Raw genomic sequence first — 21,553 nt, 5'->3', positions numbered from 1 at the left:
GCCGCAAAAATCGACCGCCTGCGGGCCTGGCGACAGGGACAAAAAAGCCGCTGGTCCCGGGGGAGCAGCGGCTTTTGGATCGCGAGCAGCCTGCGCTGCTCGACAACCTTTTATTTAGGCTTGAGGGCCCGCATTTTTAACGTCTTCGCTCACATTGAACTTCTCAATGTTCTCGGCGAACAGCTTGGCCAGCTTGCCCGCTTGATCGTCGTAAGCGGCTTTTTCGGCCCAGGTTTCGCGGGGGTTCAGGTAGGACTTGTCCACACCGGGCACTTCCACGGGGATGTCCAGGTTCAGGGCATCCAGGTGCTCGGTGGCAACGCCTTCCAGGGCGCCGCTCTGGATAGCGGCAACCACTGCGCGGGTGACCGGGATCGGGAAGCGCTTGCCGTTGTCGCCGGAGCCGCCGGTCCAGCCGGTGTTTACCAGGTAGACCTTGGAGCCGAACTCTTCGATGCGCTTCATCAGCAGGTCTGCGTATTCGCGCGGTGCACGCGGCATAAACGGCGCGCCGAAGCAGGTGGAGAAGGTCGGGTGGATACCGGCCTCTGCGCCCAGCTCGGTGGAGCCTACGCGGGCAGTGTAGCCAGACAGGAAGTGGTAAGCCGCAGCCTCTTTGGAGAGGATGGATACCGGGGGCAGTACGCCGGATACATCGCAGGTGAGGAAGATAACGTTCTTCGGCTCGCCGGCGCGGTTTTCCAGCTGACGCATTTCGACGTGCTCCAGCGGGTAGGAGCAGCGACCGTTTTCAGTCAGGCTGGTGTCGCAGTAGTCGGCAGTGCCGTGGTCGTTGGTTACCACATTTTCAACGATGGCGCCGAAACGGATGGCATCCCAGATAACCGGCTCGTTTTTCTGGCTCAGGTCGATGGTTTTCGCGTAGCAGCCACCTTCCATATTGAAGACCGCGCCCTTGGTCCAGCCGTGCTCATCGTCACCGATCAGGTAGCGCTCGGGGTCGGCGGACAGGGTGGTCTTGCCGGTACCGGACAGGCCGAAGAACAGGCAGGTATCGCCATCTTCGCCGACGTTAGCCGCGCAGTGCATGGGCATTACGTCTTTTTCCGGCAGCAGGAAGTTCTGTACGGAGAACATGGCCTTCTTCATCTCGCCGGCGTAGCGCATACCGGCCAGCAGTACTTTGCGCTGACCGAAGTTGATGATGACGCAGCCTTCGGAGTTGGTGCCATCGCGCTCGGGCTCACACACAAAGTGAGGCGCGTGCAGGATTTGCCACTCTTCCTTGGACTTGGGATTGTACTTCTCGGCGCGGATAAACATATTGCGGCCGAACAGGTTGTGCCATGCGGTTTGGGTGGTCACTACGACAGGCAGGTAGTGGTCTTCATCCTGGCCCACATGCAGGTGCTGGACGAAAGTGTCGCTGCCAGCAACAAAAGCCTCGACGCGGCTCCACAGGGCATCAAACTTATCCTGCGGGAAAGGGCGGTTGACGTTGCCCCAGGCGATGCTGTCGGCAGTGGAAGGCTCTTCTACAACAAAGCGGTCGGCTGGGGAGCGACCGGTGCGCGCGCCGGTTTCAGTCACCAGAGCGCCGGTATCTGACAGCTTGCCCTCGCCGCGTGTCAGAGCCTGCTCTACCAATTGTGCCGGTGATAGGTTCTTGAAGACCATCGCGGAGTCGTCGATCTGTGCCATTCGTGGAATACCCGTGAAAGTTGGATAGTAAAATATTGGGTCTGCCTAACGTTTAGACAGCCGTAGAAAATTTTGGGAACGTATTATTGCAAAATTCAAAATATGCGGATACCAAGCCTGCCTGTTTAGTAACCAATGACAGCGCTGTCATTAAAAATAATACCCATCGAAATCTGTTTTATTTATGGTGTTTGTGCCAACTATTTGGTTTGTGAATTTTGCTTGGAAGGTATAGCGAATTTGGTGACGGGCTGTGCTGGCACTGAAATGGCCGCACAGCCCTAAAGCGATTAATGCAGGGTGTGGGGCGGTGCGTTGAGGAGGGTATCGATTTGTTCCCGGTCGAAGCGGTACTGGGTATTACAGAATTGGCAGTCCGCGATTATCTCGCCCTGCTGCTCCTCCAGTAGTCGATAGACATCTTCGGCGCCCAGGGAAACCAGCGCGCGGGCGCTGCGTGTTCTGGAGCAACTGCACTTAAAGCGAATGGTGTCGGTTCCCAGGGTCGCCGGCTCCAATTGGTGGAACAGGCGGTGAATCAGCTCCGGGTGGGGGACGCTAAACAGTTCTTCGGCGGTTACCGTCTCTGCCAGGTGGATCGCGGTCTCCCAGGCATCCCGGTTTTCCTCTGCTGTCGCGGCGTTGTTGCCCGGCAGAATTTGCAGCATAAGACCGGCGACAGTGCTGTCACTGCTCTCCAGCCATACGCGCGTCGCCAGCTGTTCCGATTGTTGAAAGTAGTCTTCCAGGCAGCCGGCCAGGCTGTCCCGCTCCATGGGCACCACCCCCTGGTAGCGCTCCCCGCGCTTGGGTTCCAAGGTAATGGCGAGGGCGCCGCGCGGGCCGATCATATCGCGCAGGGTGGCGTCTTCGCTGATCTGTGCACCCTCGGCTACCCGGGCGATACCGCGCAGGTCGCTGTGGTGGGTACACTCCGCCATAATCATGGGGACATCACCTTCCCCGCGGGCCTGAAGGCTCAGGACGCCTTCGAATTTCAGGGTGGTTGAAAGCAGGCTGGCGGCGGTGAGGAACTCGCCCAGTAGCCGCGCCACCGGTGCCGGCAGTGGATTGTGTTCCAGTACATCGCGGTAGGCGTCGGTTAGTGTCACCACCTGTCCGCGAATATCGTGTTTGGAGAAAATAAAGCGTTCCAGCTGATCGGACATAGGTCGGGAGCCCCTCGGTATAAAAACCGCAGGATTTTAGAGGTGGATATGCCTAAATGGTAGCTGTCGCTGATCATAGCGGGCGCTGCTGCGGGATATACGGGGTGTGTTGTGCCGAGATCAGCGCCCGGGCCGGGGGATAATTAGCCGCAGTAGCGGTTAATTTCCCGCTCAAGCTTCTCGGCGATCTGCTGTCTCTGCCGCTCGCTGCGGCGCACTTCTTTACCGTTATCATCGATAAATACCACCCGCCCCTGAACAGCCTCAAGGTTACTGCGCGCATCGTCGCAGGCCGCTTGCCTTTTCTCCTGCCTTTGCTGCTTTTCGCGCAGCTGGCGGTTGCGGTACTCCTCATCCATTTTTCGAGAAACTCCCGATTTAACCGTGGCCGTTGAGCTGGGCTGTCGATTGCTACCGGAGCCGATAGCATTGATGGGGGCCAACTCCCCGGAAACATTCTGGGCCTCGGCGTCGGCTGGGGGGCGGTCGCTGAAGTGGACGCGGCCATTTTCATCGACCCAGCGGTACATCTCTGCGCTGGCAGCGGTTGCACTGACGGCCAGTAGCAGGCCGCCGAGTACGGAAGGTAGATACAGTGATTTCACGGCGCTTCCATGCCTCTTAATACTTTTATTCTTCTTTATTGGCCAGCTGGCTAAACAGCCCCTGGGAGTGGCGCTGGGGGATATGGTAGGTCTGTAGGATCAGCGGTTGCTGTTCCTGGGCCTGGGCCGCATCCAGAACCATGCGGTAGCCGGAGCGATCGCGCAAATCTACAAAGTCCCGCTTGTTGCTCTCCATCAATTGGGCAAATTCGTCGAAGTCCTTGATGCTGTGGCCGTTTACCGAATCGATAATCCAATTCTTCCAGTCGTGGTAACCGAGGTTCACATTGGCGGGTAGTACTTTTAGGGCGACTACCAGTTCGCGGCGCTGCTCATCGCTCCATTGATTGCGGGCATAGAGGTAGTCGATGGGGGCTTTTGAGTGCCAGTTTTTGCCCCAGCGCTTGATCAGGTTCATATTCAGGGGCACGAAGACAACACCGCCGTAGATGTAGTAGCGCGGCTGGCGGTCAAACTGTTCCCCCAGCACCATGGCGCGGGAGGGGGGCGCTGCGGCCAGGGCGACCTCGGCGGTCTGCTCTTTGCCGTCGCGGGAGAAACGCACCGGCAAGCGCTCGCCGACGTGGTGGCGATCCACGGCGTAGTGGTAGTTGGTGCGCTGATTCTCCCGCCACTCTACGGTCCGGTCTGCGGCCACTTTAAAGCCGTCGACCTCAAGTAGAACATCGCCGGGTTTAAACACCTCGGCGGCGGGGGAATTATCGAATACCTTAACCACCATAGCGCCATCCTGGTCCTCCTCCAGGCCGGCGGCTTTTTTCATCGACGGGCTCTCCAGGCTCTGGGTCACGAGTCCCAGCTCGGGGAATCCCTGATGCACATTGTCCTTGGCGTCTTCGAGAACATGGGCGATCACGCTGGGGGGGACGAAGTAGCCCAGGTTCTCAGCGCTCTGGTTGGTCTGCATGGCCACGCCGACGATGTGCCCGTTGGAAATAACCGGGCCGCCGCTGTTGCCCGGGTTGATCGCCGCATCTATTTGGCCCGCCATCAGGTAGCTCTCGGCGTGAGCGTAATACTGGTGCTCCACACGGGAGAGCACTCCGCGGGTAATAGACAGGGATTTGCCGCCAATAGGATAGCCGTAGACGGTGACCTCTTCCTGCAGGTCCGGCAACTTGCCCAGGCCCAGGGGGCGGGTGTCGTTGAAGAAGCTGTCGTCATCGACGGTCAGCAGGGCGAGGTCGGCATCATGGGAGACAAACTTGACCCGGGCGCGGAATTTTTTCGCGTCGCCGTGGCGCTGCACCTGAATAAAACTGCCATTGGCCACAACGTGTGCATTGGTCAGGATTTGCCGGTTGCGGATCACGGCACCGGAGCCAGATAGCTGCTTGGGGTTGAGCAGGGCCCAGGGGTTAAAGTAATCCGGGGCGGCGGCGGTGGTATAAATCTTGATAATTGAGCGCTTCAGCTGCTCGTGTTCACGGCTGTCTGCAAGGGCGGTCTGAGTACCGAGCAGAATCAGCAGGGAAATGGCGATCAGTCGTTTCATTGTGGCTGTTTTCTATCGGGTTAAGTGGGGGCAGTTTAGCAGTTACAGGGTTAAATGGCGGAAATTTCACCACTTTGACTTGGCCGTGCTAATCCTGTTCCCGCAGGAAGCGGTGTATCTGCCGGCGCTGCTTTTTATTCGGGCGTTCCGGCTGCACTCCCGCATTCGCCGCCTGGCGCTCGGTTTTTTCTTTTTCCCGGCGGGCGATGCTGTCCTCGGTCTCGCGGTACAGGGTACGCGCGATCTCGGCGCCGCGCCGCTGGTCCGACAGGGCGATCACCTCAACCTCCAGTAGATCCCAGCCCTGGCGGATACTCAGCTTGGCACCGGTAGTCACTTCCTTGCTGGCTTTGACCCGCTGGCCATCGGCGTGAACCTTGCCGCCTTCAATCGCCTGTTTGGCAATACTGCGGGTCTTAAAGAAGCGCGCGGCCCAGAGCCACTTATCAATACGTACTTTTTCCATAGTCTCTCTTGTTATCAGGCGGGTCTGCTGCCCAGTCTACCGCTGTCTAAGGCCATGATCTCGTCGAAGTGGTGGATCGCCGGGAAGTTGGTGATCTCCCGCTTGGGCCCCCGGCTATCCGGTTGGCGGATACACAGCAGGTGGGCGATACCATAGTCCTGGGCGGCCCCCAGCACCGATTGGTTGTCGTCGACAAACAGGGTTTTGTCCGGGTCAAATGCCAGGTTTTCCCGCAGGGAGTCCCAGAAATCGGCGCTCTCCTTGGCGTGTCCATAATCGTGGGAAGAAATGATGCCGTCAAACCAGCGGTCGATGCCGGTGATCTCCAGCTTGTGCTCCAGCCCGTGGCGGTGCGCATTGGTGACCAGGTAGGTGGGTTTTTGCAGCTGTTGCAGGCCGGTTAAGAACGCCTCGGTATGGGGGCGCAGGGCGATTCGACCCTCAATCTCGCGCAATATGCCGAGGATATCCAGTTCCAGCTTTTCCGCCCAGAAGTCCAGGCAGTACCACTCCAGGGTGCCGCGACGGGCGTTGATTTCAGCCTCGAGCCGCTGTTGCGCCTCCTGCGGGTCAAAGCCGTGCACTTCGGCGTAGCGCTTGGGCAGGTGTGTGAGCCAAAAGTGGTTGTCGTAATGCAAGTCCAACAGGGTGCCGTCCATGTCCAGCAATACGGTATCAATACTTCGCCAGTCGAGCATGGGAGCTGTCTACCTCTTTGATATGGGGCGGGAAGACAAGAGTGTAGAGGGTTATGTCTTCCCGGGGTGTCGGCATTATGCCTGGGCGCGGCGGATGCCGTACAGGATACACAGTTGTGCGCTGTAGTAGGTGAGCATAATGGTGGCGTCGGCCAGGGGCAGCGGGGCGATGAACTTGTTAATCGCAATCAATGTATCTGACAGCATAAAGGTGACTGCGCCGATAAACAGCAGGGCGGAGTCACCCCTGTGCATGGCGGCCGCGACTGCCATGGTGAGGATCGCCAGCAGGTAGGCCAGTACCGCCGGAGCCAAGTCCCCCGCCGCCGGGAGGAGAATTTGTGCCAATAGTAGTGCGCTAAGGAGTACGGGCAGCGCGCGCAGCAAATTGTGGCGCCCGGGGGGCGCGGCAAAGCGCAGGAAACTGAGAGCGTAGATGAGCTGGGCAATAAGAAAAGCCCCGAGGCCGAGGACAAACTGCTGGGGGAAGTGCAGTTCCAGCAGTATATCCCCACAGGCGGAGAAGCTGAGGGCGAGAATAGTAAAAAGCCGGGTCGCGCCGCGCAGTTCGATTCTGGCAATCAGCAGCAGGGACAGTATCGGCAATGCTTTTAACGCCGGCATCCACAGGCTATCCAGTTTCCAGGTATCCAGAAAAATGAATAGTGCGGCGCTGAGCAGGAACAGGGGCACTAGATAATTGTGGAAATGATATTGAGGGGCGGAATTTTCTACGGACATAGGTATTTACCTTATTGTTATTGTGTATACCTCCCCAGCAATTTAACCCTTTTAGCAGACCCCATCGACCTCCAATTTTGTCTGGAGTTTTCCACGGTGGCGGGACATTTCTGGGGTACTATGGGGCATCGAATAAATATGCCCGACAGTGATTTGTCCCGGGCACTAGTCATGGAGAGCGCTACCGATGAAAGCGGCCAATATTCTGGAAACAATCGGCAATACCCCGCACGTGCGAATTAACCACCTCTTCCGCCCCGATATTGAGGTCTGGATGAAAGTGGAGCGCTTTAATCCGGGCAGCAGTATTAAAGACCGAATCGCCCTGGCGATGATTGAGGATGCGGAGCGCCGGGGGGCCCTACAGCCCGGGGGCGTTATTATCGAACCCACCTCGGGCAACACGGGAATTGGTCTGGCGATGGTTGCAGCGGTGAAGGGCTATCGCCTGATCCTGACCATGCCGGAGTCGATGTCGGTAGAGCGCCGCCAGGTTATGAAAGCGATGGGTGCAGAATTGGTCCTCACGCCGAAAGAGCGCGGTATGGGCGGCGCTATTGCCAAGGCGGAAGAATTATTGGCCTCCTATGCGAACAGCTGGATGCCGCAGCAGTTTAATAACCGCGCCAATGCCCAGGTACACCGGGATATTACCTCCAAGGAAATTCTGGCGGATTTTCCTGAGGGGTTGGATTACCTGATCACCGGCGTGGGGACCGGCGGACATATCACCGGTTGTGGCGAAGTCTTAAAAGAGCATTTTTCCAATCTACAGGTCTATGCGGTAGAGCCGGAGAAGTCACCGGTGATTAGCGGTGGCGAAAAAGGCCTGCATCGATTGCAGGGTATTGGTGCCGGTTTTGTTCCTCAGGTGCTCGATACGGCAGTGCTCGATGGCACTGTATTGGTCAGCGAGGAAGATAGCTTTGAGATGGCGCGCCGCTGCGCGTTAAAAGAGGGCATCTTTGTTGGCATCTCGTCCGGAGCCAGCCTCGCGGCCCTGAAGAAGCGCGAGGGCGAGATGGCGGCGGGCAGCCGGGTACTGGTGTTCAGCTATGACACCGGGGAGCGCTACCTGTCTGTAGCGGACCTTTTCTCCGCTTGAGAATTTAACTGACGAACTCACAAAAATAGGGAGTTGTAATGGATAGAGCACTTTTAGAGCAGGTAATCGAGATCTGCAAACGTGCGGGAGAAGCGATCCTTGAGGTCTATCACAGCAGCGCGGAGCTGGAAGTCGAGACGAAGAAGGACGACTCTCCAGTAACCGCTGCGGACCTGGCCGCGCACAAGGTACTGGCGCCGGCACTGGCACAGCTGCTTGAGGGCGTGCCGGTCTTGTCAGAGGAGGAGGAAATGCCCTCTTTCGCAGAGCGCAGCCAGTGGCAGCGGTACTGGATTATCGACCCCCTCGACGGCACCAAAGAGTTTATCCGCCGCAACGGTGAATTTACCGTGAATGTCGCATTAATCGAGCATGGCGAGCCGGTGCTGGGGGTGGTTTACGTACCGGTACTGAATATCACCTATGCCGGCTGTAAGGGCGAGGGTGCGTTTAAGCGCGATGCCAATGGCGAAGCTGAAATTCGGGTGCGCCCACTCAAGCCGCGCCTCGACAATCGTGAAGTGGTTGAGCTGGTGGCCAGCCGCAGTCACGGCACCGGCACTGTCGATCAGCTGGTGCAGCGTATCGAAACTGAGTTGGGCACTGTAGAGTGCAAAAATATGGGTTCTTCGCTGAAATTATGCCTGGTGGCCGAAGGTGCAGCGGACCTGTACCCGCGTCTGGCGCCGACTTGCGAGTGGGATACTGCGGCAGCTCAGGCGGTAGTCGAAGCGGCGGGTGGCACTGTGGTGGATGAGCAATTTAATTTGCTGCGCTACAACAGCAAAGATTCCCTGTTGAATCCCTTTTTCTATGTGATCGGCGACGCTTCTTTTGATTGGAAATCCCTGTTGTTGGATAAGTCTGTAGCCTAGGGATTGGCGCCAAAAAGCGTGTAGAAAGTGTTTGTATGCCTGCCCTCTAGCGGGGGAGGCATACAGCGGTCTGGCTATTTCTCTATGCAGGGGGCTTACCGATGCCTGGTCCCGATCGGCAATTAAAGCAGAATCAAAGTGAAATTCGCTGTTTGCGCCGGGAGCTGGAGGAGGAAATCAGCTGGTTGCAGCGGCGCTTTGACGCGCTTGCCAGTGCTGGCGATGAAAATAATAAGCTACTGCGCCGCACCTACAACAGTATGCTATTTTCCCGTCGAGCCCTATTGGGGCGGATGCCCCGCTAACTATTGTCGAGGTATTTTTTCCGATAAAAGTTTGAGTTTGCGGGATACCCTCTGCGGCCGACAGTTTTTTCCTCTCTTTTTGTCACTATTAATATTGAACCTGTGCCCGTGCAGAATTGTATTTCTCTGCTAATTTCCTGGCCAAATTCCCCCGTAAAATGCAAATCAGTCTACGCTTTGAAAAGTAAATACATAAGAGTATTTTTCAATGCGCTACCCGGTCGTGGTGCACAATATTGAATATGCCGGATTTGGTGCCATAGCACCGGATCTGCCCCACTGTCATTGCTATGCCGATACCCTTGACGGCACCCTGCAAAAAATGGCGGAAACGATTTTCCAGCGATTGGAAGAGCTGCGCCGGGCAGGGCAGCCTATGCCAAAAGCTGGCGACGTAGATGATCTGCGAAAAAACCCGGCTTTTGTCGGGGGAGTCTGGGCGGTTATTGATGTGGAAGCAAGCTAGGGAGCCTCTGAACAATTCCGTAATACCTCTGCGGGTCTTGAAGGCTACAGATGTTAGGCGCAGTTCGCCGCGAATGGCCCTAGTCCTTTGCAAGAGCTGCAACGCAGCAGCTGTGGCCTTCAAGGCCCGCCCTTCGGGGCTTACAGTCCGCGTTGCGACTTCTTGAAAGGTCTAGACATTCCTGCGAAGCCGCGCCTTGATTGTGAACCGCTCTGTAAGCCAGAGGCATCACGGAATTGTTCAGAGGCTCCCTAGGCAATATGCCCAGAGCGGAGTTGAATATGGGCTTGCTGGTGTAAGTGACGATGAAAAATCTACCCCTCTGTATGCTCCCCCTGTTATTGGCACCGGCCAGCTATGGATTTGAGGCAAACAATCCTTTTGTTGGCGTCAGTGCCGGGGAGTATCGGATTATCGGCACCCTTGGCCTCGGGAGCGGTGAGCAACAATTAAATAAACAGCGGGATTTTTTTGCCTATCTCGGCCTCGGTATCACCCCGGCGGTAGGAGTTTGGCAGGTGGAGCTGCGCGGCGCCCACTTTGATGATAATCATGTCAGCGTCAATCAACTGGGACTGAATTTTAAAATTGATTTAACTCTGAACTGCCATGTTCAATGCCTCTACTGGATGCTGGGGTACAATTACGCAGAGGTGGATTTAAATAATGTTATAAAGAGAGGCCATTGGTATCGAGAAGACCCGCCGCAGCACTTCGATAACCGATATATCTATGTTATTGATGCCAGTGGCAGTGATGATTTTTGGAATGCCGGAGTGGGTTACCGGGTTTTGTGGCGTCAGGATTTCGAGACTTCACTAGAGTATAACTACAATAATATTGGCAAAATAGAGGGGCTCGATCCCGGCTATCTGCGCACTCTGAGTTTAAACTTTTCCTATAAATTTTAATTTTATATTTTTTAATTTTTTGCCTTGTTACAGCTCCTCTGTGCAAAAATTATTTTATAAAATAATGGTTTTTTCTGCGGGTAAAAAACGGGGCCCTCGGGGCCCCGCTAGTTTTTAAATTCGATAAATAGCTTTTAACCAGAAGGTGCGTCCCGGCTCATTAACGCGGGTCAACTGGTCGAAGCCAATAATATTGGCTCCGGAGCGGCTGATATGCTCTGCGTAGGTCTCGTCGAACAGGTTGTCGATACCGGTGGTTATCAACACGCTTTTATTCGGCTTCCAACCGGCATTGATAGAAATCACATTGGCAGAGTCGGTGGTGCCAATATCCTGGCCAACAATATTACCCTTGCCGATATCCACCCGATCCTGGCTGGCGATAGCGCGCCATAAAACCCCCGCCGACCACTGGGCCTGCTCATAGTAGAGTCCCAGGCGGCCCTCCAGAGGGGGCAGTTGTGCCAGAGTGGTACCATCGGTCTCGTTGGCACCGCGCACCGATGTCACAGTAAATTCGCTACGCCACTGCTCGTTGAGCTGGTATGAGGAGTCAAACTCCAAACCCCAAGAGCGCGCCTGGATATTTCTGACAATGGAGGTAGTGCGAGTATCGGAGGAATCCATATCATCCATACTCATACTGCTCATAGAATCCATACTAGTCATGACTGCGGCTTTTTCGTAATCCGTCTCAATCATCAGGTAGTCGTCGATCTGATTGACGAAGCCGGAGATACTGGCGGAAAGCTTCTCGCCGCGATAGATGTAGCCGATATCCAGCTGGGTGGTTTTCTCTGCTTCGATATCCAGTGCGCTGTAGGAGTCTGCGGTCTCGTAGGAAAAAATCTCCCAGTAATCGGGGAAGCGCTCGGTATAGCCGAGCCCGGCAAAGAGTGTGGCAGAACTGTTGGGGTCGCTCTCGAGGCCATATTCATAGCGCAGGAAGCCGCTGCTCAATAACTCCGAGCGAGTTTCCCCCGCCGTGGGGTTATCCACAGAAGACATCATGGATAGGGCGACCTCATCGCGCAGGTCTTTGACCTCCCAATCATCTACTCGCGCACCGGCGATCCAGCGCTGATTGGGCGCGATCTGCCAGCTGGCTTCAGAAAATAAACCCAGCTGGGAAAACTCGGCGTCGGCCTGCCGCTCCATATCGCGGTAATCCATCGTGGACTGGTCCATGGTCGAGCGGCTGGTGTGGCGATTTTCCCGCGCATCGATACCAGTGGTCAGCTCCACATTGTCCAGCGGGGTAAACATCAGGGCCACCTTAAAGCCCGAGGTCTCACTATCGAGATTCATGGCCATAGGGGTAGAGGTGCTGGACAGTTCGCGCAGGCTGTAATTGTCCATAACATGGTCGATATAGTTGTAGTAGGCCTGTAGTTCAATCGAGTCGAGCCAGCTGCTGATATTGCTGCGCACATATTTTGTCTTGTAGCTCTCCCGGGCAAACTTGGAGCCGTCCATGCCCCGATCGGCATAGGCGGCTTCGCCGTCGCTGAATGATGTATCTAATTCGAGCCGCGTATCGTCGCTGGGGGTCCAGGCCAGGTTGACCTGGCTGCTCCAGCGCTCATAACTGGAGTTCACCTCATTGCCATCGCCATCCTCGTAGTTGTCCGCAGATGCTGACGTCGAGGCGCTGCGAATGGAAAACTGCGGCGAGCTGTAGGAGATATCGAAGAGGCCATCGCGGCGCTCGGCGCTGGCGCCGAGAAGGCTCGCATGCATATTCCAATCGCTCTCTGTGGGGCGCTCCTGCTGCTGGTTAAAGACCACCACCCCGGCGGAGTTCCCCGGACCATAGAGCACGCTCTGCGGCCCTTTGATTACTTCAATTTCGTCCATCGCCTCGGGGAAAATATAGGCCGTGGGCGGGTCCATACGGCTGGGACAGCCGCCCGCCAGGGTCTCCCCGTCCACGACCATCCCCAGGCGCGAGCCCCCCATACCGCGCAGCATCGGGTCGCCACTGGTCCCACCTTTGCGCACGACAGAAAATCCCGGGATCGTTTTTAGATAGTCGGCGCCATCGTTGGCCGGTAGTGGCTGGCGGGGTTTTTTCGGGTCGGTCACCAGGTTGAGGGGGAGTTCTGTTTTTACCCCGGTGACCACCATCTGTTCCATTTCACTGTCTTTTAGTGCTTCTGACTCTTCGGATTCTTCCGCTGCGAGATGTGCTGAAAAGGTACAGCAGGCAGCGAGTGCCAGGCTGAGAGGTTTTTTCAGAAAAATTTTTGCGTTGATGCTCTGGTGCATGATTTTCAATCCTTTTCGCTGGCGTTTCGGACACGCAGCAGTAGGCGCGCAGGCCCGATAAAATTTGGCGCGCGCGACGTATCACCACTGAAAAAAGTGGTCGTATTTAGGCGGGGCTCAGGGTGCTGACAAAATGAGGACAGCAGTGAGTCCTGCGCCCCACAGCGAACTGTGGAGCGGTGGTGTTGCGATAAAAAAGGATTAAACCGGAGGCGCGCGAATTAGCGGGCGGCTGTAAGCACTGGAGAGAGAGGGGGAAAACGTTGGCCCGGCGGAGGGTTGAAGAACCCCGGCTAGGGTTATTTCCAGTTCCGCAGCCGGTGCGCTGGCAATACTGGCTGCGGCGGAGAAATTACAGTGATTATCGGCAAATGAGTGTGCGGTTAGAGTGTTGTGATTGTGATTTTCGGAGTGGCCGCTGTGTTGATCAGCGTGAGAATCCGCACTGAGGGCATTGAGCAATAGCGCGCTGCGGCTGTCGCCATGACAGAGCCCGTAGGGGGTTGCCGAGGAAAAATCCGCAGGCATAAAACCTGCGGGCACCAAGCCGCGCGCGCTGAGAAATACCAGCAACAGCAATAGCGCCTGCCACTGGGACAGGCGGGAACAGCTTTGGATGGTGCGCTTACCGCTCATAAATAGGGAAATCTGTATTTTGTCCGGGCCCATTTTTCATACCCGGCGATGAGTCACAAGAGGTTAACGGGTGAGAAACCAAAGTGCCACTACCACAAGTTAACTTTTGCGAACTAATGCGGGGTTAATTGAGCTCTATCAGCTTTGTTAAAATTTAATCTATCTTTTTGCGCGCATTCGAAAAATTAATCTAATTTTTCCGGAGAGCGATGGCCCCGGGGTTGAAGGCGCTAAACAAGAGATTCCCGGGATCGGGGAGAGTTCCCGACAGCGGGGTTTATCGCGGGGAGGGAGAGCTTGGAGGAGGGGGTAAAAAGTGGGGATTGGAAGAGTCCCCACTCAGTAAGCTCACCGGGGTCAGATTCTACCGCTGCGCTTGAGGCGCCAATAGGCCTCTACCAGAGACTGGTGTAAAAGCTCCGGTCGCGAGTCCACCACTGTGACATTGTGCGCCTGTAAATGCTGGAGCAGCAGCGCCCGGCGGCGCAGGAAGTCTCTCGCTGCGGCACCGTTGATCGCACTGTCAAAGCTCTGGATCGGCTGCTGTAGCAGTTTGTCCACTGCGGTCTCCCGCAGGCTGGCAATCATCACCAGGTGATTGCGCGACAGCAGTTTGACTGCGGCGAGCAGCTCGTCACTGTCTTCATCGCGCAGGTTGGTGATCAGGATTACCAGGGCGCGGCGCTTGTGCTGGGCCATCAGCTGCTGTGCGGCGCCGGTGTAGTCCGCGCTGCCGGTGCCGGAGTGGAGGTTGTAGACGTTGTTCAACAGCAGGTTGATCGCGTTTTCCCCTTTCACCGGCGGCAGCTGTCCACCGCTGCTCTCCTGTGCGGCGGCGAATGCCTGCAGGCCGACGGCGTCGCCCTGTTTAATGGCGACATAGGCGGAGAGCAGCAGGCCATTGAGTGCGTGGTCAAAGTGGCTCAGCTCGCCGTCTTTAGCGCGCATGCGGCGGCCGCAATCCAGCATATAAATGATTTCCTGGTCGCGCTCGTCCTGATATTCGCGACTGATCAGTTTGCGCAGGCGCGAACTCGCGCGCCAATCCACCTGTCTCTGGCTGTCGCCCTGGCGGTATTCCCGCAGCTGGCGAAAGTCCATGCCCTCACCGCGACGCTGCTGCTGGTGCAGCCCCATCAGGCGCAGGCTCTGTTCGGTGGAGAGGGATTGTAGCGATGAGATGCCGAGAAAATTGGGGTAGACCTTGACGCTCTGTGCCTGTCCCAGCCACACCCTGGTCTGCCAGAGCCCCCAGGGGGAGCTGGCCAGCACCTCAATGCGTCCGAAAGTGGCGCTGCCACGGCGGTGGGGCACCAGATCGTACTCGATGGTGATTTCCTGATCGGGGTTGAGCTGTGCGGTGCGCGGCAGCCCAGTCGATCCCAGTTGTTGTGGAATCGAGTCGGAAACCTGGAGTAACAGGGCGCGCGGGCCCGTATTGCGCAGTTGCAGCCGCGCGCTGTTGCGCACGCCCAGGGCCAGGTTGCCCGGCAGGCGCCGCAGCCCCTGCAAACCACTGACCCGGTAGCCGGTGAGAAAGTCCAGCAGAGCGGCGCCGATCAGCAGGGCACTCGCTCCCCACCAGAGGCTGCCGATCAAGGGACCGGCTTGTGGAACCCAGATTCGCGCTGCGGTAATTGCCAGGGCCGCCAGGCACCAGTAGCCGAGCAGCTTGACCAGGCGCGGACTGGGACCGCTGCGGCCGCGCTGTGCGGGCGCTGCCTGCTGCTCTGTGGCAGCTGCGCTTTGTGTCACAGTCGCGGCGCCTCAACGCTGTCGATAATCATCGCCAGAGCGGTATCGGCAGTTTCACCGTCAATCTCCATATCCGGGGACAGGCCGATACGGTGGCGCATCACCGGGATTGCCATGGCCTTGATATCGTCCGGCAGCACGAATTCGCGCCCCTGCAACAGGGCATAGGCGCGGGCGGCTTGCAGCAGGCCGATACTGGCGCGGGGACCGGCGGGGCTGCGCAGCTGCGGGGACTGGCGGGTGGCGCGCACCAGGCGCACGGCGTAGTTCAATACCTGTTCGTCCAGGTCCACCTGGGGCACCAGGGCTTGCAGCTGTTGCAGCTCCTCGACCGTAATTTCCCCCGCCAGCTTTTCCTGCAAGCTGCGCTCAATGTGGCCACTGCTGGCGGCGGCGGCCAACTTCAGTTCCGCCTCGAGGCTGGGGTAATCGATCAGGATTTTTAGCAGGAAGCGGTCCAGCTCCGCCTCGGGCAGCGGGTAGGTGCCCTCCTGCTCAATGGGGTTTTGGGTGGCGAGTACCATAAATGGGCTGGGTACTTTCAGCGCCTGGCCGTCGATGGTGACCTGCTTCTCCTGCATCACTTCCAGCAGGGCGGCCTGGGTTTTGGCAGGGGCGCGGTTGATCTCGTCCGCCAGCAGCAGATTGGTAAACACCGGCCCGCGTCGCACCTCGAAGCGGCTCTCCCCCATGTTGTACATGGCGTGGCCGGTGACGTCGGCGGGCATCAGGTCCGGGGTAAACTGGATGCGGCGAAAGTGGCCGCCAAAACAGTTGGCCAGGGTGCGCACCAGCAGGGTTTTACCGAGCCCCGGTACGCCTTCCAGCAGTACGTGACCGGAGGCCAGCAGCGCTACCAGCACCTGATCGACCACCCGCTCCTGGCCAATCAACAGCTGGTTGATATTGTTGCGCAGCAGCTGCAATTTGGCCGATGCCGCCCGCCAATCAGGTGATGGGCTCATGGTTTGTGGTTCCGGTTGCAGGGTGGTCTCGCTCATAGGACTGCCTCAATTCGCTGCAGGTTACGCATGTGTTCAGTAAAGGTTTCTTCGCTAGTGGGGGGCTTGCCCCACAGGGTGGCCAGCACTCGCGCTTCATCCATGCCAGTGGATGCACAGAGCTTGTTGCACAGTTTGCGCTTTTGGCTGGCGTCGGTATGGGTGGCGCCAAGGCGCCGCAAGAGTTCTTCCCGCTGGCCGCGCAGCAGGGCTTCGCAGCGATCGTCCAGCCAGTAGTAGTGGCCGCAGGCGGAGATATGTTCGAGTAGCGAGCGGCGCGACACCTCCGGCTCCGGCTGTAAGGGGCCAAAGCGGCGCCCGCGCAGCAACAGCCAGGCCAGCAAGGCCAGGGCGCCGGCGATAAAAAACTCGACGGCGTATTCGCGCGCCACTTTGGTTAGGGACTCAAAGCGCGGGCGGGTGAGGAAGACAAACTCCCCGTCACTGGCCAGCAGCTGAAGGAAATAGGCGTGATCAAAATGGCCGATACGGTGGGACTGCCACAGGGTGCTGTCGGTCATCAGGGTGATGACACCACTGCCGCGCTTGAACTGCATAAATGGTACGCCGATATCGTCATGCCATACCCGGGCCCAGGATACCGGTCCACCGTCGACCGTCTCGTCATTAAACGACGGGTGGTAGAGCAGATGGCTGGCATTGAGATGCAGCTGTATTTCACTGCCCCCCTCAGCCGGCAGGGTTACCAGGTTTTCCTCCGGCACATCGGGATTGCGGGGCTTCTCTTTCTCCTCAGGTTTCTCCTCGGTGTCGCCCTCGTCAATTTTGCGATTGTGCTCCCGCATCGCATCTGCAGGGCTCTGAGTCGGATCGAGTGTGGCATCTTCTCCGAAGAGTTGTTCGAGTGTCTGTTGCCATTCGAAGTCACTGTGCCCCTCTTCGAGAGAGACGCCCATGGCTTCAAGCAGCCAGTCGCGGTTTTCACTGCGCCCGGCGCCGCTATCGAAGTTACCGGTATAGGCCACGACGATGGCGTGGCCACCCCGCTCTACCCACTGGAGAAGTTCCTGGGCCTTGGTGGGGTTATACACCTGGCTGGAGCTGCTGATAAACAGGGTGGCATCGGGGGAGAGCCCCCGCAAAACGGCAATATTATCCGCCTGGCGCGGTGTCAGCTGGATATCGGCGAGGTAGCGTTGCGCGGCCAGATAGGGGTTGCGCTTGGCCTCCGCGCCCCAGCCCGTATCGATCTCTTTGGTATAGCGCTCGTAGAAGGTGAGGAACAGCCATACCAGTGCGGCGCCGCTCAGGGCCAGGGCTGCAATCAGAACTCTCTTAGCGGTCATGGCTAAATGCCTCCTGCCACTGGCGGCAAAGGGTACTTACCTGGGCCTCTTGCGGGGGGCGATGGGCATAGGCGAGCTGTTGCCAGTTGGCGGTGAGCTCTTGCACAAACTGGCTCAGTGCGGGGCTCACCGGGCGCAGTGCTTCCCTGGGCTTCAGCTGTCTCGCCTGTACCAGCTGGGCGCACTCGCTCTCGGTGAGGTGGCTGCCGAAACGGAATTCGAAGTCTTCAATCAGGTGGGATAGGGTGGCGCGATACAGAAGTCCCAGGCTGGCCCGCTTGTCGCCCTCAGCCCAGAGGCGCATAACCTCTGCACAGACATCGGCGGGCAGACTCGACTGGCGCACATCCAGACCGAACAGGGTTTCGGGGGTTGGCGGCTTTGTCTTCAGCTTGGCCTGCCACTGCAAGCTGTGCAGAATTTTTTCGCGGTGCCGCCAGAGCAGATAGCCCAGGCCGAAGGCCAGCCCCGTCCACAGGAGTAGCTCCAAAACGATTGCGATTGTCGGGCCCCATGTGAATTCACTGTCGGAATCGGGCTCATCGTCGAAGAGACCGGAGAGCCATTCGACAAAATCAATAAGCCAATCGGGAAACTTCTCTTCCGCTGTTTCTGTGTCCTGCTTTTTGCGCCAGCCGCTGATTTCCTTCATCTGATGGAAATCCTCGCCGGCGAGGATTGCATCAATGTGCTGTTGGGCTTGTTGCGGCGTCTCCACCGCTGCCGCACTGGCAGGGGGGGATGGCAGCGCGCTGCCAAGTGCGAGGCCGCAGAGCAGGAGCAGGGTGGCGGCACCTGATGTCCGGCGGCGGGGTTGCTGTTGGCGCTGTAGCAGATCCCGGAATTGGATTTCGATATCCCAGCCTTCCAGTTCGATACGGCGGCCGATATACAGGCAAAAGCCGCTGACGATATAGAAGGGGGCAACAGCCGCCATCGCCAGCAGATAGAGGGCGATATACAGCCATCTCGCCCACAAAACGTCCTCCTGCAACAGGGGTATCCAATCGACTCCCTCGGCGTATTGCTCGGGAATAAACAGGAAGATGAGCGCGAATAGGGCCGCTAGCAAAAAAGTTTCAATATGGAATAACGTGAGTGTCAGCCAGGTGGCGGCACTGGCGTGCTTGCGGTGTAAAACGTTGATGCGCGAGGTGCGGACCTTGCCGCTGGAGTGCTCCAGTACCGTGACAGGCATATCGAAAGCGCGGGTGGGACTCAGGCGGCGAAAGGTGAGCCACATAAACCAGTCGCGACGATTCTGGCTAAAAAAGTGCCTCAGCGCCGCGCCGACAGATACCGGCGAGCCAAATAGTGCCTGGCTGATCATAAACAGCGGCAGCCGGTCAAAAACTGGTTTCAGCCACCAGACAAAGAGGAGGGAGAGCTCCGGTGAATCAGGAAACAGCCAATAGCACAGGGCCAACAGTGGCGCTGCGGGTAGCAGCCACACGATAAACAGTTGCCACCAGTGCTTTCGCGCCAGAACAATACCGAGGTCAAGCGACTCCCAGGGGGAGCGCAAGCGGGCGCGTACGGCCAAGTGCTCAATTTGCATGGGCAGCGTCCTTCCTGCGTCCCGCCAGGATAAAGTAGGCAAATACCAGCACCCACAACAGGGCGCCGACGCCGAGCTTGATCGCAATGGGCATAGTGGCACTGGAGGACCAGAAGGCCTCGAGGAAGGCGGCGATCACCAGCATCAGGAAGGTGCCGTACATAATTTTCATCGCCTCGGCAGCGGCCAGGCGCAGCGCTACCGTGCGCCGGTGTTGGCCGGGGTTCACCAGTGAGCGCCCCAGTATCAGGCCCGCAGCTCCGGCCAGCACAATCGCGGTCAATTCGAAGGCGCCGTGGCCGATCACAAAGGGGTAGAACGTAGAGGTAAAACCCACCCGGGTGATATGCCCGAAGGCGGCGCCGATATGGATGCCGTTAAACACCAGGAAGAAAATTGAGCCCAAGCCAAACAGCACGCCGCCGGCAAAGGTGCGAAAGGCGATGCCGATATTGTTTCTGATATAAAAACCGAACATGGCCAGGTCAGTGTCCGCACCGCGCTCGCGCCCCAGCACTCGGTTATCCGGGTCATACATGGACTCAAAGCCCATCACCTGCTCTGGCGACATCACCGCATACACCAGGGCGTCGTTATTGTAGGTGCCAATACCGAGAATTAAACCCGGCAGTAAAAACAGGGCGGCGGCCAGCAGGACCGCGCGACTGTTGACGCGTACGGCCCGGGGAAAACCCACCAGTACATAGTGCAGCCAGCCGTTGCGGCGCAGGGTTTCCTGTCGGTAGACGCGGTGGTGCGCCGCCATAACCAGCTGGTTGAGGTGATCGACCAGGCGGCTGGTGTACTGCCGCTCTTTTGCCATCGCCAGCTGCTGGCAAAGATTGCGATAGGCGACCGGCAGGTCCAAGGCCGCTGTTTCGGCCTTGTTGCTGTCCGCCTTGAGCCAGGTTTCCAATTGGGCCCAGCTATCGCGGTAGCGATTTTCAAAGTCTCTCTGCTTCATGGATACCTCAGCCTATCCCCTGCCGCCGAGCAACCAGCTGCCCACGGAGCGCAAGTAGTTCAGGGCGTCGCTATCGCGCTTGTGGGTAATGGGTTCGAGTAGGTTGGCGAGCTCTCGCTGGCGCGCTTCACTTAAATCCTCGTGGCGCTCCAACAGGCTGACCAGTGCCTGCTGGTCCTGTTGGCGCAAGTTCTGTGGGGGAGGGAGTGGGGTTGTATCCGGTAGGGCAAGCGGTGCCTTTTCCTCTTCGCGATAGACCACCAGGGTACCGGCGGCCAGGTCGCCGAGGCGCTGGAAATGGCGCCCAAGGGTCATGCAGATCATGCCGGTGGCGTAGGCAAACGGCATAAAGTCGGCAAAGCGCAGCAGATTGCGCACAAAGGAGGCGCCCCAGGATATCGGCGTGAGGTTATCGTTCACCACCATCAGGCCAAAAGCTTTCTTGCCCGGCGTTTGTCCACCGCGCAGCACTTCAAAAAATACCGGGTAGAACCACTCGAGCAGAAAGGCGCACACGAGCCAAATGCCGATGCCGGCAAAGCCGGCAAATAGCAGGGCAAAACCGATAGCCGTTAATATCAACGATCGATAAAACACATCTACGGCATAGGCGAGGATACGCGGCACGGGCCCAGCAGCCCGCGCGCGCAAATCGATACCCTCGGGTGTTTCGACGCTATAGGTGGTATCCAGCAAGCCACCGCTCCTGTCTGGTGGAAGAACTTATTAGTGGTTGGGGATGCCAAACACTTTTCGATAGGCAACACCAAAAGCAATGCTAACCAGTGGCACTGCCCAGATCAGGCCGATAAGCAGGGCGATACCGCCGGCTATAAAAATCAGCGTTATGACAATTACGAAACCAAGGAAAGCAAACCAGTTCTTAGTGATGGCTTTACGGGAGGTTTCCAGAGCTTCCCAGGGGCTCAGATTGCGATCGGCAATCAGGGGCATTGCCAGCAGATAAGCGATCATCAGGTAAATGCCCGGAATGATCAGCAATATCAAGCCGACCGCAATAAGTAGATACATCAAGATAGTGGCAAAGCCGAGCGGAACTATCTTGTCGAAGTGTGCAAACACCTCGGTGCCGGAGGTCTGTTCGTCGCGGGCGATTTTGATACCAATCATCGTCATACCCACCGCCAGGGGAGCGCCGGCAAAGGTCACGATCAGCTGAGAGAGAATCTCGGCAACTGGCCCCGAGGAGCTACCGGAGCTGAATGCTGCCGTACCGCCGGTAACTAAGGTGGCGACGATAGTAATTGCAATAATGGCAACGAAATAGAGCAGTGCTCCCACCCAGACGGTGCCTTTATTGCCGCTAGTGCGCTGCCAGGCCTCGCTGAGAGTTTCCCCAATAGAAAATGAATAATCCCCGGCAATACCTTTTTCGATAGAGCCTGAGTCCCCAGTCACCGAGCTATCGGCCAAATCGGCTTTGGGGGCTGTATAAATATCACTCATCCTGTTAACTGTCCTTATTGATATTTAGATTGCTTGTGCGGTGCAAAACCTTGGAGGGAAATATCTCACAGCTGGGGG

The 21,553-nt window shown here is 57.6% G+C and carries 21 protein-coding genes; 5 read left to right on the top strand and 16 right to left on the bottom strand.

Annotated features, from left to right (window positions below; translation table 11 throughout):
- Positions 1–114: 114 nt before the first annotated feature.
- From ACJJIK_RS14020 to ACJJIK_RS13990, 7 genes are all read right to left on the bottom strand, one after another.
- The gene (locus ACJJIK_RS14020; protein WP_444943116.1) at positions 115–1,662 is read right to left on the bottom strand and encodes a phosphoenolpyruvate carboxykinase; all 1,548 of its coding nucleotides are present in this window, start codon (positions 1,660–1,662) and stop codon (positions 115–117) included.
- Between the two features lie 290 nt (positions 1,663–1,952).
- Positions 1,953–2,831, bottom strand: a complete 879-nt coding sequence (gene hslO, locus ACJJIK_RS14015; protein ID WP_444928918.1) for an Hsp33 family molecular chaperone HslO — start codon at positions 2,829–2,831, stop codon at positions 1,953–1,955.
- 143 nt (positions 2,832–2,974) lie between these two features.
- A complete protein-coding gene (locus tag ACJJIK_RS14010) occupies positions 2,975–3,436 on the bottom strand; it encodes a DUF4124 domain-containing protein (protein ID WP_444943115.1) in 462 nt (153 codons plus the stop codon).
- A gap of 25 nt (positions 3,437–3,461) precedes the next feature.
- Entirely contained in the window at positions 3,462–4,952 is a 1,491-nt protein-coding gene (locus tag ACJJIK_RS14005; protein WP_444943114.1) for a S1C family serine protease, read from the bottom strand.
- An 88-nt stretch (positions 4,953–5,040) separates the two neighbouring features.
- On the bottom strand, positions 5,041–5,418 hold the full coding sequence (locus tag ACJJIK_RS14000; RefSeq protein ID WP_444928915.1) for an RNA-binding S4 domain-containing protein: 378 nt from the start codon (positions 5,416–5,418) through the stop codon (positions 5,041–5,043).
- A 14-nt stretch (positions 5,419–5,432) separates the two neighbouring features.
- On the bottom strand, positions 5,433–6,116 hold the full coding sequence (yrfG, locus tag ACJJIK_RS13995) for a GMP/IMP nucleotidase (protein WP_444943113.1): 684 nt from the start codon (positions 6,114–6,116) through the stop codon (positions 5,433–5,435).
- 75 nt (positions 6,117–6,191) lie between these two features.
- Complete coding sequence (locus tag ACJJIK_RS13990; RefSeq protein WP_444928913.1) at positions 6,192–6,857, bottom strand: lysoplasmalogenase; 666 nt, start codon at positions 6,855–6,857, stop codon at positions 6,192–6,194.
- A gap of 187 nt (positions 6,858–7,044) precedes the next feature.
- Between ACJJIK_RS13990 and cysK the strand changes: the two genes are divergently transcribed.
- From cysK to ACJJIK_RS13965, 5 genes are all read left to right on the top strand, one after another.
- Positions 7,045–7,962 carry a cysteine synthase A gene (cysK, locus tag ACJJIK_RS13985; RefSeq protein WP_444928912.1) on the top strand — a complete coding sequence of 306 codons (918 nt, stop codon included), beginning with the start codon at positions 7,045–7,047 and terminating at the stop codon, positions 7,960–7,962.
- Positions 7,963–8,000: 38 nt separating this feature from the next.
- Entirely contained in the window at positions 8,001–8,837 is an 837-nt protein-coding gene (gene cysQ / locus ACJJIK_RS13980) for a 3'(2'),5'-bisphosphate nucleotidase CysQ (protein ID WP_444943112.1), read from the top strand.
- Between the two features lie 101 nt (positions 8,838–8,938).
- Complete coding sequence (locus tag ACJJIK_RS13975; RefSeq protein WP_444928910.1) at positions 8,939–9,142, top strand: hypothetical protein; 204 nt, start codon at positions 8,939–8,941, stop codon at positions 9,140–9,142.
- 208 nt (positions 9,143–9,350) lie between these two features.
- A complete protein-coding gene (locus ACJJIK_RS13970; protein ID WP_444928909.1) occupies positions 9,351–9,608 on the top strand; it encodes a type II toxin-antitoxin system HicB family antitoxin in 258 nt (85 codons plus the stop codon).
- Positions 9,609–9,913: 305 nt separating this feature from the next.
- Positions 9,914–10,519 carry an outer membrane beta-barrel protein gene (locus ACJJIK_RS13965; RefSeq protein ID WP_444928908.1) on the top strand — a complete coding sequence of 202 codons (606 nt, stop codon included), beginning with the start codon at positions 9,914–9,916 and terminating at the stop codon, positions 10,517–10,519.
- Positions 10,520–10,633: 114 nt separating this feature from the next.
- On the opposite strand, the gene ACJJIK_RS13960 is transcribed toward ACJJIK_RS13965, so the two are convergent.
- From ACJJIK_RS13960 to ACJJIK_RS13920, 9 genes are all read right to left on the bottom strand, one after another.
- On the bottom strand, positions 10,634–12,787 hold the full coding sequence (locus tag ACJJIK_RS13960) for a TonB-dependent copper receptor (RefSeq protein WP_444943111.1): 2,154 nt from the start codon (positions 12,785–12,787) through the stop codon (positions 10,634–10,636).
- A gap of 201 nt (positions 12,788–12,988) precedes the next feature.
- Positions 12,989–13,456: a hypothetical protein gene (locus ACJJIK_RS13955; RefSeq protein WP_444943110.1), complete on the bottom strand. Its 468-nt coding sequence runs from the start codon at positions 13,454–13,456 to the stop codon at positions 12,989–12,991.
- A gap of 324 nt (positions 13,457–13,780) precedes the next feature.
- Positions 13,781–15,178, bottom strand: a complete 1,398-nt coding sequence (locus ACJJIK_RS13950; protein WP_444928905.1) for a DUF58 domain-containing protein — start codon at positions 15,176–15,178, stop codon at positions 13,781–13,783.
- A complete protein-coding gene (locus ACJJIK_RS13945; protein WP_444928904.1) occupies positions 15,175–16,179 on the bottom strand; it encodes an AAA family ATPase in 1,005 nt (334 codons plus the stop codon). The genes ACJJIK_RS13950 and ACJJIK_RS13945 overlap by 4 nt, the downstream gene beginning before the upstream one ends.
- Complete coding sequence (locus tag ACJJIK_RS13940; protein ID WP_444943109.1) at positions 16,176–17,486, bottom strand: DUF4350 domain-containing protein; 1,311 nt, start codon at positions 17,484–17,486, stop codon at positions 16,176–16,178. Before ACJJIK_RS13940 ends, ACJJIK_RS13945 begins: the two co-directional genes overlap by 4 nt.
- On the bottom strand, positions 17,476–19,044 hold the full coding sequence (locus tag ACJJIK_RS13935) for a DUF4129 domain-containing protein (RefSeq protein WP_444943108.1): 1,569 nt from the start codon (positions 19,042–19,044) through the stop codon (positions 17,476–17,478). The genes ACJJIK_RS13940 and ACJJIK_RS13935 overlap by 11 nt, the downstream gene beginning before the upstream one ends.
- The gene (locus ACJJIK_RS13930) at positions 19,034–20,008 is read right to left on the bottom strand and encodes a stage II sporulation protein M (RefSeq protein ID WP_444943107.1); all 975 of its coding nucleotides are present in this window, start codon (positions 20,006–20,008) and stop codon (positions 19,034–19,036) included. The genes ACJJIK_RS13935 and ACJJIK_RS13930 overlap by 11 nt, the downstream gene beginning before the upstream one ends.
- A gap of 12 nt (positions 20,009–20,020) precedes the next feature.
- Complete coding sequence (locus ACJJIK_RS13925) at positions 20,021–20,704, bottom strand: RDD family protein (RefSeq protein ID WP_444943106.1); 684 nt, start codon at positions 20,702–20,704, stop codon at positions 20,021–20,023.
- Positions 20,705–20,734: 30 nt separating this feature from the next.
- Positions 20,735–21,475: a hypothetical protein gene (locus ACJJIK_RS13920; protein ID WP_444928899.1), complete on the bottom strand. Its 741-nt coding sequence runs from the start codon at positions 21,473–21,475 to the stop codon at positions 20,735–20,737.
- Positions 21,476–21,553 lie beyond the last annotated feature (78 nt).

The sequence above is a fragment of the Microbulbifer regidiadema (SeqCode) genome, assembly GCF_052466995.1.
Note: the sequence above shows the minus strand (reverse complement) of the source record. Positions and strands in the feature narration are given on the sequence as shown.

Bases quoted from the DNA above. Each gene is read 5' to 3' on its own strand.
- ACJJIK_RS13970 (WP_444928909.1), top strand. From the start codon at position 9,351: ATGCGCTACCCGGTCGTGGTGCACAATATTGAATATGCCGGATTTGGT.
- ACJJIK_RS13935 (WP_444943108.1), bottom strand. From the start codon at position 19,044: ATGCAAATTGAGCACTTGGCCGTACGCGCCCGCTTGCGCTCCCCCTGG.
- ACJJIK_RS13945 (WP_444928904.1), bottom strand. From the start codon at position 16,179: ATGAGCGAGACCACCCTGCAACCGGAACCACAAACCATGAGCCCATCA.
- ACJJIK_RS13975 (WP_444928910.1), top strand. From the start codon at position 8,939: ATGCCTGGTCCCGATCGGCAATTAAAGCAGAATCAAAGTGAAATTCGC.
- ACJJIK_RS13920 (WP_444928899.1), bottom strand. From the start codon at position 21,475: ATGAGTGATATTTATACAGCCCCCAAAGCCGATTTGGCCGATAGCTCG.
- ACJJIK_RS13960 (WP_444943111.1), bottom strand. From the start codon at position 12,787: ATGCACCAGAGCATCAACGCAAAAATTTTTCTGAAAAAACCTCTCAGC.
- cysQ (WP_444943112.1), top strand. From the start codon at position 8,001: ATGGATAGAGCACTTTTAGAGCAGGTAATCGAGATCTGCAAACGTGCG.
- ACJJIK_RS13940 (WP_444943109.1), bottom strand. From the start codon at position 17,486: ATGACCGCTAAGAGAGTTCTGATTGCAGCCCTGGCCCTGAGCGGCGCC.
- ACJJIK_RS13990 (WP_444928913.1), bottom strand. From the start codon at position 6,857: ATGTCCGTAGAAAATTCCGCCCCTCAATATCATTTCCACAATTATCTA.
- yrfG (WP_444943113.1), bottom strand. From the start codon at position 6,116: ATGCTCGACTGGCGAAGTATTGATACCGTATTGCTGGACATGGACGGC.
- ACJJIK_RS14000 (WP_444928915.1), bottom strand. From the start codon at position 5,418: ATGGAAAAAGTACGTATTGATAAGTGGCTCTGGGCCGCGCGCTTCTTT.
- ACJJIK_RS13930 (WP_444943107.1), bottom strand. From the start codon at position 20,008: ATGAAGCAGAGAGACTTTGAAAATCGCTACCGCGATAGCTGGGCCCAA.
- ACJJIK_RS14005 (WP_444943114.1), bottom strand. From the start codon at position 4,952: ATGAAACGACTGATCGCCATTTCCCTGCTGATTCTGCTCGGTACTCAG.
- ACJJIK_RS13955 (WP_444943110.1), bottom strand. From the start codon at position 13,456: ATGGGCCCGGACAAAATACAGATTTCCCTATTTATGAGCGGTAAGCGC.
- hslO (WP_444928918.1), bottom strand. From the start codon at position 2,831: ATGTCCGATCAGCTGGAACGCTTTATTTTCTCCAAACACGATATTCGC.
- ACJJIK_RS13965 (WP_444928908.1), top strand. From the start codon at position 9,914: ATGAAAAATCTACCCCTCTGTATGCTCCCCCTGTTATTGGCACCGGCC.
- ACJJIK_RS14020 (WP_444943116.1), bottom strand. From the start codon at position 1,662: ATGGCACAGATCGACGACTCCGCGATGGTCTTCAAGAACCTATCACCG.
- cysK (WP_444928912.1), top strand. From the start codon at position 7,045: ATGAAAGCGGCCAATATTCTGGAAACAATCGGCAATACCCCGCACGTG.